This window comes from Lentzea alba, assembly GCF_011067745.1.
Classification (GTDB): domain Bacteria; phylum Actinomycetota; class Actinomycetes; order Mycobacteriales; family Pseudonocardiaceae; genus Lentzea; species Lentzea alba.
In genome coordinates this window covers 287,873-300,503 of sequence record NZ_JAAMPJ010000011.1, presented here as the reverse complement: position 1 = coordinate 300,503, position 12,631 = coordinate 287,873, and the positions used below count along the sequence as shown (strand labels likewise).

Sequence of the window (12,631 nt, the reverse complement as noted above, 5' to 3'; positions counted from 1 at the left end):
CAAGATCAAACAACCGCCTCCCGGCGAGCCACAACGATCGGTTGGACCTGCCTAGGCTCGTGCCATGGACACCGAGGCAGTGCGATCGTTCGTCCTCGCGGCGGAGCTCGGGCAGCTGCAACACGCGGCCGACGAGCTGGGCGTGACGCAACAGGCCGTGTCGAAGCGGATCGCCACCCTGGAACGGCGGCTCGGCGTCCAGCTGTTCACCCGCACCGCCCGAGGTGTCGAGCTGACCTTGGACGGTCAGGCGTTCCTGCCGCACGCACGGGGCATCGTCACGGGCGTCGACCGCGCCATCACCGCGATCACACCGGGTGCCCTCCGGATCGACGTGCTCGGCTTCCGCAGCGCGCAGGCCGTCGTCCTGCACGAGTACTGGCGATCGCGTCCCGGCATCCACCTCGACGTGGTGACCCTCAGGGAGAACGACCCGCGCGCGGTGGTCGCCGCCCTCCGGTCAGGCGAGGTCGACGCCTCGTTCCGCACCGTCACCGAGCCGGCCGCGCTCCCGCACGACGTACGCATGATCCACGCGTTCGACTCCCCGCTCGAACTCCTCGTCGGACCAAGGCATCCGCTGGCGTCGGCGAACAGCCTGACGCCGGCCGAGCTGCGCCGGCACCGGATCTGGGTGCCGGGAATCGCGCCCCGCAGCGAGTGGGCGGACTTCTACGACCAGCTCGCCACCACGTTCGACCTGCGCGTCGACGGGGCGGGCCCGCACTTCGGCAACGAGGTGCTGCTCGACACCCTCGCGGAGTCCGCCGACGTGGCCACGCTCGTCGGCGCGCGCGACCGGTACCTCTGGCCGGCGGGCTACGACCTGCGCCGCATCCCGATCGTTGATCCGCTGCTCGTCTACCCGATCTCGTTGCTGCTGCCGGAGAACGCGCATCCCGGATTGCGGCCGATCATCGACCACCTGAGGAACCTGCCGCCGCTCAGCGGGCAGACGTGGCGCCCGTCCTGGGGTTTGATGCAGATCTGACTGTCGCGAGTACGAGGAGATGAAGATGAAGGTCGCAGTTGCCGCAAGCGCGGTCGTGGCACTCGTCGCCACAGCACTGATGGCCACCCCCGCGGTGGCGTCCAGCCCCGTGGAATACGTCATCCTGGTGCAGGCCGCACCGGACCGGACCGAGTTACCCGAGCAGTCCTGACCTTCCGGTTCCGGCGAGTCCCGGCCAGCGCAGCACGTCCTCCACCGTGGGCACCACCTCGGCGGGCGGCAGCGGTGGCCTGCGCACGATCACGACCGGAACACCGAGCTGAGCCGCGGCCTCCAGCTTGGCCGAGGTCATCGAGCCGCCGCTGTCCTTGGTGACCAGCACGTCGATCTCGCGTGACCGCATCAGCTCCAGCTCACCGTCCACGGTGAACGGACCGCGTGACAGCAGGACCTCGATCCGTTGCGGCATCGGAGGTTCCGGCGGCTCGACCATCCGCGCCAGGAACCACTGAGGGCAGGCGGCGAACTCGGCGAGGTCCTGCCGTCCGGTGGTGAGGAACACCCTCGAGCCGGGCAGGTGACGCGCCGCCTCCGTCACGCTGTCCACCCACAGCCAGCCCTCCTGCGGAGTGAACCCGGGCCGCCGCAGGATCAGGAACGGCACACCGGCCCGCCCGCAGGCCTCGAACGCGTTGGCCGTGATCTGCCGCGCGAACGGGTGCGTGGCGTCGACAACGGCGTGGATGTCGTTGTCCCGCAACCACTGCGTGAGCCCGTCCACGCCGCCGAACCCGCCGACCCGTACCTCACCGGCCGGAAGACGCGGCGCACTTACCCGCCCGGCCAACGACGAGATCGCCGGAACGCGGGCCGCCAGCTCGCGCGCCTCGCCCGTCCCGCCGAGGATCAGGATCATCGAACGCGCGTGGCCGAGTACAGGTGGCTGTCCGGGAACTGGGTCGCGCCCAGCACGGTGCCCACGATGATCACCGCGGTCCGCTTGATCCCGGCGGCCTCGACCTGCGCGGCGATGTCGTCCAGCGTGCCCCGCAACACGATCTCGTCCTCACGGGAGGCGTACGCGACCACCGCGACCGGGCAGTCCACACCGTAGTTCGGCACCAGCTCCGCGACGACCTCGGAAATCCGCTGCACAGCCAGGTGCAGCACGAGAGTGGCGTGCGAACGCCCCAACGTGTCCAGGTCCTCGCCAGGCGGCATCGGCGTGGCGCGCTGCGACGTCCGGGTCAGGATCACCGTCTGGCCGACACCCGGCACGGTCAGTTCGCGCCGCAGCGACGCCGCCGCAGCCGCGAACGCGGGCACGCCCGGTGTGACGTCGTAAGCAATGCCCAGCGCGTCCAGCCGGCGCATCTGCTCGGCCATGGCGCTGAACACGGCGGGATCCCCGGAGTGCAGCCGTGCCACCTCCAGGCCCTGCTCGTCAGCGGCGGCGAGCTCCGCGACGATCTCGTCCAGCGTCAGCTCGGCGGTGTCGACCTTCCGCGCGCCGTCCGGGCAGAAGTCCAGCAGCTCGACGGGCACCAGCGCACCCGCGTACAGGCACACCGGCGACGCGGCGATCAGGTCCCGCCCGCGCACCGTGATCAGGTCGGCGGCCCCCGGACCAGCGCCGATGAAGTGCACAGTCACTTGGTCACGCTCCACGTCGTCACGGGCATGTGCGGCCGCCACCCGGTGAACTTGCCGACCGCCGAACCCCGGTTCACCGAGATCCGCACCAGGTCACCACCGACCTTCGCGTACCACTGCGCCACCACGGCCTCGGACTCCAGCGTCACGGCGTTGACCACCAGCCGCCCACCGGCGCCCAGCGCGTCCCAGCACGTCTGCATCACGCCGGGAACCGTCAGCCCGCCACCGATGAAGATCGCATCGGGCTTCTCCAGCCCCTCCAACGCCTCCGGTGCCCGTCCGATGTGGACCTCGACCCCGGGAACCCCCAAGGAAGCGGCATTGCGCATGATCCGCTCAGCCCGCTCAGCGGACTGCTCCACCGCGATCGCCCGGCACGTCGGATGCGTCCGCGACCACTCGATCGCGATCGAACCCGACCCGGACCCGACGTCCCACAACAGCTGGCCCGGCAACGGCCCCAGTGTCGACAGCGAAATCGCCCGCACCTCACGCTTCGTCAGCTGGCCATCGGTCTCGTAAGCGTCGTCCGGCAACCCCGGCACCCGCGAATACGCACTCCCGGTGCACTCGATCGCGATGACGCACAACGGGTCCGCAACCTCCCCGGACCACTGGTAGACCCGCTCGGCAAGCCCACCCAACTGCTCCAGCACGGTGATCGGCCCGGCGATCCCGGCCACGACCGCCGGATCCCCGCCCAGCACGAGCACCCGGCGTCCCGGCGTCAACGCGGGCCGCAGCAGGTCAGCGGGCCGCCCGACCAGCGAGACGACCTCGACCTCGTTCAACGCCCACCCGAGCCGCGCACACGCCAGCGACACCGACGACGGGTGCGGAATCACCGTAACCCGCGAACCCAGCAAACGGACCAAAGTCGTACCGATCCCGTGGAACATCGGATCGCCCGAAGCCAAAACGCACACGTCGCGGTACTTCTCGAACAACGCGGGCAACGCCGGCACCAGCGGCGACGGCCACGCGACCCGCTCGAACTCGCCGGGCACCAGATCGAGCTGCCGCCGCGAGCCCATCAGCACCTTCGCGCCGCGCACCGCCTGTTGCGCGGCGGGCGACAGCCCGTCCCACCCGTCGGCACCGATGCCGACGACGACGACATCAGCGCGGTCAGACGGTTCCGGTGACACGCTTCACCTGAATCTCGATCACCACGCGCTCCGGGTTGACCCGAGGCTGCTTGTAGCGCAGTGCGTACCGCCGCACGGCCTCGTCGACGGATTCCGCGTCGTCACGAATGACCGCCGGACCCTCCACCGTGGACCAGCGCCGACCGTCCACCTGGCACACCGCCGCGTACCCGGCTTTGCGCACGTGCTTGACCTTCCAGGACGCCCCGTGCGTGATGATCCGCGCGATGCCGTTCTCCTGGTCGAGCGTCACCCCGACCGGCACGACGTGCGGGGTCCCGTCCGGACGCACGGTGGACAGCGTGCACAGGTGCCGCTCGGCCCAGAACTCGGCGAACTCGGCGCCCCGCTCGATCGACATGTCACGCATCATGCAATGCCACGCCCCTGAAACGAAATCGGGCCCGCCGGCAATCACCGACGGGCCGTCATTCGAGTGCTACTACGGGTAACTGACGACGTTCACCGGCACAGTCCCCGGCGGTGTCACCCCACCCACGTCGTTCACCACGTGCGTGATCGTTCCCTGGTAGTTGAGCGAGACGGTCAGCAGGTTGTGCATCCTCACCCCGGGCCGGTTGGGCACCTCGAACGCGTTCTCGGCCCGCACCGACGGGTTGACGTTGAAGAAGCAGTAGCTGCCGAGCCCCCACGCCTCGTGCGTGGTGACGTTGTCGCCGACCTTGTAGGCCGCATACCCGGCCTGCCCGTTCGGCCTGTTCCAGGACGCCTGGTTCGGCACGTCGTAGGGCATCTCGTTCTGGAAGAAGATCGTCCGCCCGCGCTCGCCGTTCCAGATCACCTGGTATTTCTGATAGTGCTCGACGAACAACCCGGTGGCCAGCACGTCGTTGCCGTTCACGACCACGCCGGTGTCACCGATCGCCTCGTTCCAGCCCCACGTGCCGGCGTTGCCGTGGTCGGCGCGCCACACCCAGGTGTGGTCGATGATCGTGTGGTTGCTGTTGACGACCAGGCTGTTGGTCGCCTTGCCCGCGACCGCCCCGCCGACCCGGAAGAACACGTCCTGCAACGTCGTCGGGTTCGCCGCGTGCGACGCCGACGAGCCGGCCGGCCCGACGGTCAGCAGCGAGTTCGACAGGGTCGTGCCCGCGTCGAACAGGATGCCCTTGATCCGCACGCCGTCGACGTCCGCGACCTGCATCGCGGTGACGCCGTTCTGCGGCACGATCGTCGCGTACCCGATGCCGAGCACGACGGTGTTAGGCCGGGTGATGTTGATCGTCTGGTTGACGTTGTAGATGCCGGGCGTGAAGAACAGGTTGCAGCCCTGGCCCAGCGCCGCGTTGATCGTGGCCGCGGTGTCGCCCGCCTTCACGACGTAGAACTGGTTCATCGACAACGACGTGCCGGGCGTACCGCCGTTGACCCACGACGCACCGGAAGCGTTGGTGCGCAGCGACGGCAGGAACACCCTGTACGCGCCGTTCTCGAAGTACAGGTACGGCACGTCACGAGAGATAGGCGTCGTCGCTAGCGTGGTTTCGGGCGGGTTCGGGAACGTGTTCGGCGGCGCACCCGGCGTACCGGAGAACACCATGTTCCACACACCGCCGTTCCAACTGCCGTAGTTGGAATCGCGCGTGTACCACTGCTGCTGCGAGATGGACGCCGTCTGGCCAGACACACGCGTGTCAGCCGTGTAGCCACCCGACGCGAACCCGTAACTTGCCGGGTAGAGCGCCAGGTTGCCGCGGATGTCCATGCGACGGAACGGCGCCGCCTGCGCGACCGCCCAGCGGTTGGTGCCGTTGCTCGGGTTGACCGCCATGTTCTCGGCCGAACGCCAGAAGTTCTGCAGCGCAACACCCTTGTCCGACTCGTTGAACGCGTCCACGGTGATGTCACCGTTGATCACGACATCGCCGGGGTTCTTGCCGAGCCCCGAAACCGACGTGTAGTAGCCGACGTCGTCGTGCACGTTGTAGGTGCCCGGCTTGAACAGATGCGCGACCCGGCGAGGTGCCATCTGCGCGGTGATCGTGTCCTTCTGGTTGTTGAAGTCGGTGTCGAGCTGCGCCTGGATGCTCTGCGCGGACATGCTCGGATCGAAAACGCGCGTGTTCGGCCCGAAGTTCGGGTTGTCCGGCTGCGTGCAGCCCGGCTGCGTGCCGATCGTGTAGGTCGCGCTCGCCACCGCCGAGTTCGCCAGCCCCGACTTGATGCCGATCGCGCTGACAGTCCTGTTGCTGGACACGGAAATCGGCCCGCTGTACACCGGCGAACTGGCCGTCGGCGTCGATCCGTCCACTGTGTATCGAATCGTCGCACCGGACGTCGTGGTCGAGATCGTCACCGTCTGCGCGGACGCGTACGCCCCACCCGGCGGACTGAACGTCGGCGTCGCAACCGGCGTCCCGATCACGTACGACGCACTGCCGACCGCCGAGTTGGGCTGGCCGGCCTTGATGCCGATCGCGTTGACGGTCCTGTTGCTGGGCACCGAGATCGGCCCGCTGTAGACAGGCGAGCTAGCGGTCGGCGTCGACCCGTCCGTGGTGTACCGGATCGTCGCACCGGACGTGGCGGTGGAGATCGTCACCGTCTGCGCCGTCGCGTACGTGCCACCCGGCGGGTTGAACGTCGGCGTCGCGACCGGTTGCGGCGCGCTGTTGTGGGTGTAGCTGAAGTGCGGCGTGTCGTACTGCGGCCCGCTCTTCTCGTAGGTGAACCAGTAGTCGATCACCGTGCCGGCCGACAGCGACCCGACGGTCTTCTGCCAGGTCCCGCCGTTGTTGGTCATCCGGAAGTTCTGCTGCGGCGTGCCGGTGATCAGGTAGTGCACGTCGACGTACAGGGCAGGGGTCGTCGGCGTGAAGTTGATCCGAGCTTGAGTCGCGTCGATCGCGGTCACGTTCTGCGTGTAGTCGTCGGCTGCCTGGGCAGCCCCGACCGTCGCCAATGACGACAGGGCAATCGCTACGGCGGCAAGTCCACGCCGCCATCTCACCTTTGAGAGCGCTCTCACACCTTGAACGGTAAAGCCCGGATGCCGGGGAAGGGAAGACAAAAGTTTCAGGAGAGGCCCAGCACTCCACCGGAACCCGAACCGGAACTGTTTTCACCCGAACGAGCAGAGGCTTGAACCGAATACAAGCCATAGCGTTGGCGTATGACTGCCTCCACGGCTTACAGCAGGGACCTGGGCGACCAACTCCGGCACCTGCGCGAGACCTGCACGGGCCTCAAGGGTCACGAACTCGCCAAGAAACTCGGCTGGGACCCAGCAAGATCTCCACGGTAGAGCACGGCAAAGCGCGCGCCAGCGAGGTCGACCTCACCCCCAGTACTTGTCCATGTGCGGCAAGGACATCGACTTCGTCAACGACTTCAAGAGCCGCTACCAGCACGCGTTCGACGAGTACATCGTGCAACTGCCCGGCAACCTCCGCACGCGCGTGTTCGTCCAGGACCTCGGCGCGATCGCCAAGGCGAGGCAGCACTTCAAGCAACTGTCGAAGGTCGCGTTGGACGTGGAACGAACACGCCAGAAGCTGAGCCAGTACATCAACCGGCCGATCAACATGGGTTGAGTCCGCCGGCTGCAAGGCCCACCGCCACAACGACATCAATGCCCCGTGACTCAACCTGCGGGAATCCGAGAAGGCGAGCGGCGACGTCCTCGCGTTCTCGCCCCCCACCTGGCAGCAGCTACTCGGCTTCATCGCAAAGCAGTGACCGCGGATGGCCCTGTTGGCGTCTGCAAGTACCGAGCCTTTTCCATCCTGTTTCAGCTGGTCATGCCATCGGAGCGGGAGTGTCGGGCTGGTCGCGCTCTCATGGTGTTGATGAGGGAAGTTGGTAGTAGCTGACGTGATCAGCAAACGCTTGCGTCGGCAGTTTTCTACTACCAACTCGCCATCAGCGTGTGCGTGGGAGCGCGTTCATCACGTGCGGAATCCGGCTCGTGGGCCGCGGTGACGCCAGAGGTGCCGCGCGGCCGATCTGCTGGTGAGGGAACATCGCGGACCAGCACGAACAAGTTGGAAAAGGCTCACCACCAACTCATGATCCAATCGCCGCTAACTACACCCAACTGCCCTGCGAACCTGGCAGCCGCCACGAACCGGCCGCCACGGCGGCCAGCGAGTTGGCTGTAGGAAAACGCTGGCTGATCTTGAGTTGGCGGTACTTGCAGACGCCATCGGCAACAGCGGGGGTGCGGGCACACTCCTTGGAATCAGCCATCTGGTCGCTCAGGTCCCTCGGTTCTCGTTGAGGTAGTTGTAGATCGTGTAGCGGGTGACCCCCAGGACGCCCGCCAGGTGGTCGACCGAGTCCCTGATCAGGAAGAACCCGGCCTCGTCCAACACCCGCACGACCTGCGACTTGTGCACCTTCTTCATCAGCTCAACGGGCACACCCACGTCCGCGATCGCCTTCTCCACCAACACCCGTTGCAACGTGTCCACGTCCTGCGGAAACGACTCCACCGGCCCGGAAGCCTCGTGCGCCGCCAGCTTGTTGACGCACAAACAGCCCACCGCAACCCCAGCCGCATCCCGCACGAACGTCGTCGAAGACCAGATGGCCCGCCCGTCCGGCGCGTACGTCTCGTAGCCGGGCATGTCGGTGGTGGTCCCGCGCCGCACCAGCCCCAGCAACAGGTCGGTCATCGGCCCGCCCACCTGCCGGCCGGTCAGCGACCCGGCGATCGCGATGATCGAGTTCGGCAGCCGGGACAGGTCGTGCACCACGACCTCGGTGTCCGGTCCCAGAGCCGACGCCAACGAGTCCACCGTCGGCACCAGAGCCGACAACGCTGCCGGCACCGGCGACACTGCCGAGCCGGACAGCGACTTCAAGGCCGCGCGCACTCGTTCCACCGTGCCGCGCGAGGTCGTGGCGTGCGGCGACAACCGGACGTGCTCGGGGCGCACGGTGGCCGCGATCCCGAAGGCGTTCAAGGCTTCACCCACCACCGAAGCGGCCTCGGGCATGGTGAACGCCAGGATTCCGCCCCGGCGCTCGCGGGCGGACACGATCTTGCCGCCGCACGACAGCACGATCTCCTCCAGCTCCGCGACCACCGCGGAAACCGCGGACTCCAAAGCCGAAACCCCGGCGAGCTCGACCAGTTCCAGCGCCTCCGCGAAGGCACCGGACACGACCGGCGAGAGGTTCGTGATGTTCCAGGAGGCGGCATCAGCAGCAGCGTCGTGCACCGAGTTGTCGAACAAGCCCGCGTCCACAGCGCCGGTCCAACCCGACAAAACAGGCGACAACCGTTCCAAAGCCCGGTCCGACAGCACCACGAAACCGGTGCTCCACCCTGCCCGCAGCCACTTCTGGCCACCGACGACCAGGACGTCGGCGAGCTCCCACGGTTCGTCGACCACGCCGAAGCCCTGGATGCCGTCCACGATCAGCAGCCGGTCGCCGACGACCTCGCGCAACGCCGCCAGATCCGCGCGATAGCCGGTCCGGAAGTCCACAGCGGACACTGACAAAGCCGAAACCTCGTCTGTCAAGCGAGTTGCGACCGCGGCCGGGGCGACCGGCCCCTCGAACACCACCGACGGCAGGCCCGCCCGCACCCACGGATAGGTGTTGGACGGGAACTCCGACGCCGAGTACATGACCGTGCCGGACAACCCGAACGCCGCCTGGAACAGGCCGATCGACGTGTTCGGCACCAGCGCGACGTGGTCGGTGTCCGAACGGGTCAACCGCGCGACGGCGGCCTTCACCCGTTGTTCCTCGCGCATCAGCGTGTCCACTGTGGATGGACCGGCCAGCGAGGCCTGTTCCATCAGGCGCGAGGTGGCCGTCACCACCGGGAGCGACGGCGGGCCGAAGCGGGCGAAGTCGAGGTACCCCTCCGGTTCGCGGAACTGGGCGAGGTACGAGGCGTCGATCAACTTAGAGCACCTTTGCGAGGAACTGTTGCGTGCGCGGCTGCTGCGGATTGTCCAACACGTCGGACGGGGTGCCGCTCTCCACCACGGCTCCGTCGACGAGGAACACCACGCGGTCGGCGACCGAGCGGGCGAAGCCGATCTCGTGAGTGACCACGATCATCGTCATGCCGTCGCGGGCCAACGAGGTCATCACGTCGAGCACCTCGCCGACCAGCTCCGGGTCCAACGCGGACGTGGGCTCGTCGAACAGCATCAGCTTGGGCTTCATCGCCAGAGCGCGCGCGATCGCAACACGTTGCTGCTGGCCGCCGGACAGCTGTGCCGGGTAAGAACCAGACTTTTCGGCCAGGCCCACCCGTTCCAGCAGGGCCAACGACTCGGCGCGCACCTCGGCGCGGCCCCGGCCCAGCACCTGGACCGGGCCTTCCATGACGTTCTCCAGCGCCGTGCGGTGCGGGAAGAGGTTGAACCGCTGGAACACCATCCCGACGTCACGGCGCTGCGCAGCGACTTCGCGTTCGCGGAGCTCGAACAACTTCCCGCCGGACGAACGGAACCCGACGGGCACGCCGTCGACCCAGATCCGGCCGGCGTCGATGGTCTCCAGGTGGTTCACGCAGCGCAAGAACGTCGACTTGCCCGCTCCGGACGGCCCGAGCAGGCAGACCACCTCACCGCGGTCCACGGTCAGGTCGATGCCGCGCAACACCTCGGTGTGACCGAACGACTTGCGGACCCCGACCGCCTCAACGAGGGCCATACGCACGCTCCAGGTAGTGCTGCCCGATCGACGCGAGGGACACCATCACGAGGTACCAGGCCGCGGCGGCGAACAGGGTTTCCATGATCTCCAGGTTGCGCGAGGAGATGTTGTTCGCGGCGTGGATGAGCTCCAGGAAAGCGATCACCGACGCCATCGAGGTGCCCTTGATCATGTTGATGAAGTTGTTGCCGGTCGGTGGGATGATCACCCGCATCGCCTGCGGCAGCACGACTCGGCGCAGCGTGGTCAGCGGCGTCATGCCGATCGACTTGGCGGCTTCGGTCTGGCCGGGGTCGACGCTGCTCAGGCCCGCGCGGACGATCTCGGCCATGTAGGCGCTCTCGTTCAGGCCGAGCCCCAGCAGCGCCGCCACGAACGCGGTCATCACCACGTTGGTGGGCACGGAGAACAGCATCGGGATGCTGATGTTCTGGAACACCAGCGCGAGGTTGAACCAGATCAGGATCTGCAGCAGCACCGGCAGCCCGCGGAACAGCCAGATGTAACCGACGGCGAACCACCGCGCGACCGGGTTCGCGGACAGCCGCATCAACGCGATGATCACGCCGAGCACGATCGCGCCGCCCTGCGCGGCCACGGCGAGCACGATGGTGTTGAGCAGGCCTTCGAGCATCACGGGGTGGGTGAAGAACCCCGGCACGTCCTCCCACTGGATCTGCGCCTCGGCCATCGCCCAGCCGAGACCGACGATGACCAGCAGGATCACCGCGCCGCTGAACCACCGCCAGGGGTGGCGCAGCGGCACGACCTCCAGATCAGAGCGCACATCACTTGCCATTGATCGCGGCCTTGGTGATCGCACCCTGCTTGATGTCCCAGGTGGTGAGGATCTTGTCGTAGGTGCCGTCGTCGATCAACGACTGCAGCGCGCCCTTGATCGCCTCGGACAGCTTGGCGTTCTGCTTGTTCACGCCGATGCCGTACGGGCCGCCGTTGATCGGCGCGAGCGGCACGACCTCGAAGTACTGGCCGTCACCCGCGGTCTTCGCGACGTACACGGCGGTCGGCAGGTCGTTGAGGATCGCGGCGACGCGACCGGTGCGCAGCTGGTTCTGGTTGCCGGTGTCGCTGTCGGTCACGCTGAGCTGGACCTCCGGCTTGCCCGCGGCGACGCACTTCTGGCTCTGCTCCTTGCCGAACTGCTCCTGGGAGCTGCCCAGGTTCACCGCGATGCCCTTGCCGCACAGGTCGTCGGGGCCCTTGACGCCCTGCGGGTTGCCCTTCTGCACCATGATCGTGATGCCGGAGGTGAAGTAGTCGACGAAGTCGATCTTCTGCTGACGCTCGGCGGTGTCGTTCATCGCGGCCATCGTCACGTCGACGCGGCCGGTCTCCAGGCTGGTGATCAGGGAGCTGAACGCCATGTCGCTGTGCTCGGCCTTGAGCCCGAGCTTGGCGGCGATCGCCTTGATCAGGTCGACCTCCGACCCGAGCGGCGTCTTGCCGTCCTGGTCGTAGAAGTTGTTCGGCGGGTTCTGGATGTTCGACCCGACCTTGAGCGTGCCGGCCGACGCGATCGCGGGCGGCACCAGCGCGGCGAGCGCGTCGTCCTTCTTGACCGAGCCCAGGTCGGACGGCGGGGGCGTGGACGTCTGCGTGGTGTCAGACGTGGACCCGCAGGCGGCGAGCCCCAGTACGAGCAGCGAGGTCACGAGCAGGCGCGGCATCATGGCGGGGACCGTACAACGTCGAGTTGAAGACGTCCACAAAAAGTTGAAGCGATGGGTGACCGGCGGCACGCGGGGGAATTCCGTTGACACCTGCTTCGTTGGAAGCAAGTACCCCCAGCAAACGAGGAGGACCACATGGCGACGGTCGAGCTGACCACGGAGAACTTCGACGAGGTGGTCGGCGGATCCGACATCGTCCTGGTCGACTTCTGGGCCGAGTGGTGTGGCCCGTGCCGCGCGTTCGGGCCCACCTACGAGGCCGCGTCGAACAAGCACGACGACCTCGTGTTCGGCAAGGTCGACACCGAGGCGCAGCAGGAACTGGCCGCGACGTTCGGGATCCGCTCGATCCCGACGCTGATGATCGTGCGCGAAGGCGTCGTGCTGTTCTCGCAGCCGGGCGCGCTGCCCGGGAACGCGCTGGACAGCCTGATCGAGCAGGCGCGTGAGGTGAACATGGAAGAGGTTCACGCGAAGGTGGCGGAGGCTCAGGCCCAGCAGGGCTGACCAGGGATTGCGCCCGATCGGCTTTGGGTAGC

The 12,631-nt window shown here is 67.4% G+C and carries 13 protein-coding genes; 4 read left to right on the top strand and 9 right to left on the bottom strand.

Annotated features, from left to right (window positions below; genetic code table 11):
* Positions 1-64 precede the first annotated feature (64 nt).
* Positions 65-991 (top strand): LysR family transcriptional regulator, encoded by a 927-nt coding sequence (locus tag G7043_RS34525; RefSeq protein ID WP_166052842.1) that lies wholly within the window; start codon positions 65-67, stop codon positions 989-991.
* Positions 992-1,016: 25 nt separating this feature from the next.
* Complete coding sequence (locus tag G7043_RS34520) at positions 1,017-1,163, top strand: hypothetical protein (protein ID WP_166052841.1); 147 nt, start codon at positions 1,017-1,019, stop codon at positions 1,161-1,163.
* On the opposite strand, the gene G7043_RS34515 is transcribed toward G7043_RS34520, so the two are convergent.
* From G7043_RS34515 to G7043_RS34495, 5 genes are all read right to left on the bottom strand, one after another.
* Positions 1,146-1,868, bottom strand: a complete 723-nt coding sequence (locus G7043_RS34515; protein WP_207312093.1) for a cobalt-precorrin-6A reductase — start codon at positions 1,866-1,868, stop codon at positions 1,146-1,148. The genes G7043_RS34520 and G7043_RS34515 overlap by 18 nt on opposite strands.
* Positions 1,865-2,605, bottom strand: coding sequence for a precorrin-4 C(11)-methyltransferase (gene cobM, locus G7043_RS34510; RefSeq protein ID WP_166052840.1), 741 nt, complete (start codon positions 2,603-2,605; stop codon positions 1,865-1,867). Before cobM ends, G7043_RS34515 begins: the two co-directional genes overlap by 4 nt.
* A complete protein-coding gene (cbiE, locus tag G7043_RS34505; RefSeq protein ID WP_166052839.1) occupies positions 2,602-3,756 on the bottom strand; it encodes a precorrin-6y C5,15-methyltransferase (decarboxylating) subunit CbiE in 1,155 nt (384 codons plus the stop codon). Before cbiE ends, cobM begins: the two co-directional genes overlap by 4 nt.
* Positions 3,737-4,129, bottom strand: coding sequence for a PPOX class F420-dependent oxidoreductase (locus G7043_RS34500; RefSeq protein WP_166052837.1), 393 nt, complete (start codon positions 4,127-4,129; stop codon positions 3,737-3,739). Before G7043_RS34500 ends, cbiE begins: the two co-directional genes overlap by 20 nt.
* A gap of 69 nt (positions 4,130-4,198) precedes the next feature.
* Complete coding sequence (locus G7043_RS34495; protein ID WP_207312092.1) at positions 4,199-6,679, bottom strand: chitobiase/beta-hexosaminidase C-terminal domain-containing protein; 2,481 nt, start codon at positions 6,677-6,679, stop codon at positions 4,199-4,201.
* Positions 6,680-7,073: 394 nt separating this feature from the next.
* Between G7043_RS34495 and G7043_RS34490 the strand changes: the two genes are divergently transcribed.
* Complete coding sequence (locus tag G7043_RS34490; protein WP_166052836.1) at positions 7,074-7,310, top strand: hypothetical protein; 237 nt, start codon at positions 7,074-7,076, stop codon at positions 7,308-7,310.
* A 663-nt stretch (positions 7,311-7,973) separates the two neighbouring features.
* On the opposite strand, the gene G7043_RS34485 is transcribed toward G7043_RS34490, so the two are convergent.
* Genes G7043_RS34485 through G7043_RS34470 form a run of 4 tightly spaced genes read right to left on the bottom strand, consistent with a single transcriptional unit; the run spans position 7,974 to position 12,092 of the window.
* Positions 7,974-9,638, bottom strand: a complete 1,665-nt coding sequence (locus G7043_RS34485; RefSeq protein ID WP_166052835.1) for a PAS domain-containing protein — start codon at positions 9,636-9,638, stop codon at positions 7,974-7,976.
* Between the two features lies 1 nt (position 9,639).
* Complete coding sequence (locus G7043_RS34480) at positions 9,640-10,398, bottom strand: amino acid ABC transporter ATP-binding protein (RefSeq protein WP_207312091.1); 759 nt, start codon at positions 10,396-10,398, stop codon at positions 9,640-9,642.
* Positions 10,385-11,200 carry an amino acid ABC transporter permease gene (locus tag G7043_RS34475; protein WP_166052833.1) on the bottom strand — a complete coding sequence of 272 codons (816 nt, stop codon included), beginning with the start codon at positions 11,198-11,200 and terminating at the stop codon, positions 10,385-10,387. The genes G7043_RS34480 and G7043_RS34475 overlap by 14 nt, the downstream gene beginning before the upstream one ends.
* Positions 11,190-12,092, bottom strand: coding sequence for an ABC transporter substrate-binding protein (locus G7043_RS34470; RefSeq protein ID WP_166052832.1), 903 nt, complete (start codon positions 12,090-12,092; stop codon positions 11,190-11,192). Before G7043_RS34470 ends, G7043_RS34475 begins: the two co-directional genes overlap by 11 nt.
* Positions 12,093-12,227: 135 nt before the next feature.
* Between G7043_RS34470 and trxA the strand changes: the two genes are divergently transcribed.
* The gene (trxA, locus tag G7043_RS34465) at positions 12,228-12,599 is read left to right on the top strand and encodes a thioredoxin (protein ID WP_166052831.1); all 372 of its coding nucleotides are present in this window, start codon (positions 12,228-12,230) and stop codon (positions 12,597-12,599) included.
* The last annotated feature ends 32 nt before the right edge of the window (positions 12,600-12,631 follow it).

Bases quoted from the DNA above. Each gene is read 5' to 3' on its own strand.
- G7043_RS34525 (WP_166052842.1), top strand. From the start codon at position 65: ATGGACACCGAGGCAGTGCGATCGTTCGTCCTCGCGGCGGAGCTCGGG.
- G7043_RS34520 (WP_166052841.1), top strand. From the start codon at position 1,017: ATGAAGGTCGCAGTTGCCGCAAGCGCGGTCGTGGCACTCGTCGCCACA.
- G7043_RS34515 (WP_207312093.1), bottom strand. From the start codon at position 1,868: ATGATCCTGATCCTCGGCGGGACGGGCGAGGCGCGCGAGCTGGCGGCC.
- G7043_RS34500 (WP_166052837.1), bottom strand. From the start codon at position 4,129: ATGATGCGTGACATGTCGATCGAGCGGGGCGCCGAGTTCGCCGAGTTC.
- G7043_RS34490 (WP_166052836.1), top strand. From the start codon at position 7,074: ATGTGCGGCAAGGACATCGACTTCGTCAACGACTTCAAGAGCCGCTAC.
- G7043_RS34480 (WP_207312091.1), bottom strand. From the start codon at position 10,398: ATGGCCCTCGTTGAGGCGGTCGGGGTCCGCAAGTCGTTCGGTCACACC.
- G7043_RS34475 (WP_166052833.1), bottom strand. From the start codon at position 11,200: ATGGCAAGTGATGTGCGCTCTGATCTGGAGGTCGTGCCGCTGCGCCAC.
- G7043_RS34470 (WP_166052832.1), bottom strand. From the start codon at position 12,092: ATGATGCCGCGCCTGCTCGTGACCTCGCTGCTCGTACTGGGGCTCGCC.
- trxA (WP_166052831.1), top strand. From the start codon at position 12,228: ATGGCGACGGTCGAGCTGACCACGGAGAACTTCGACGAGGTGGTCGGC.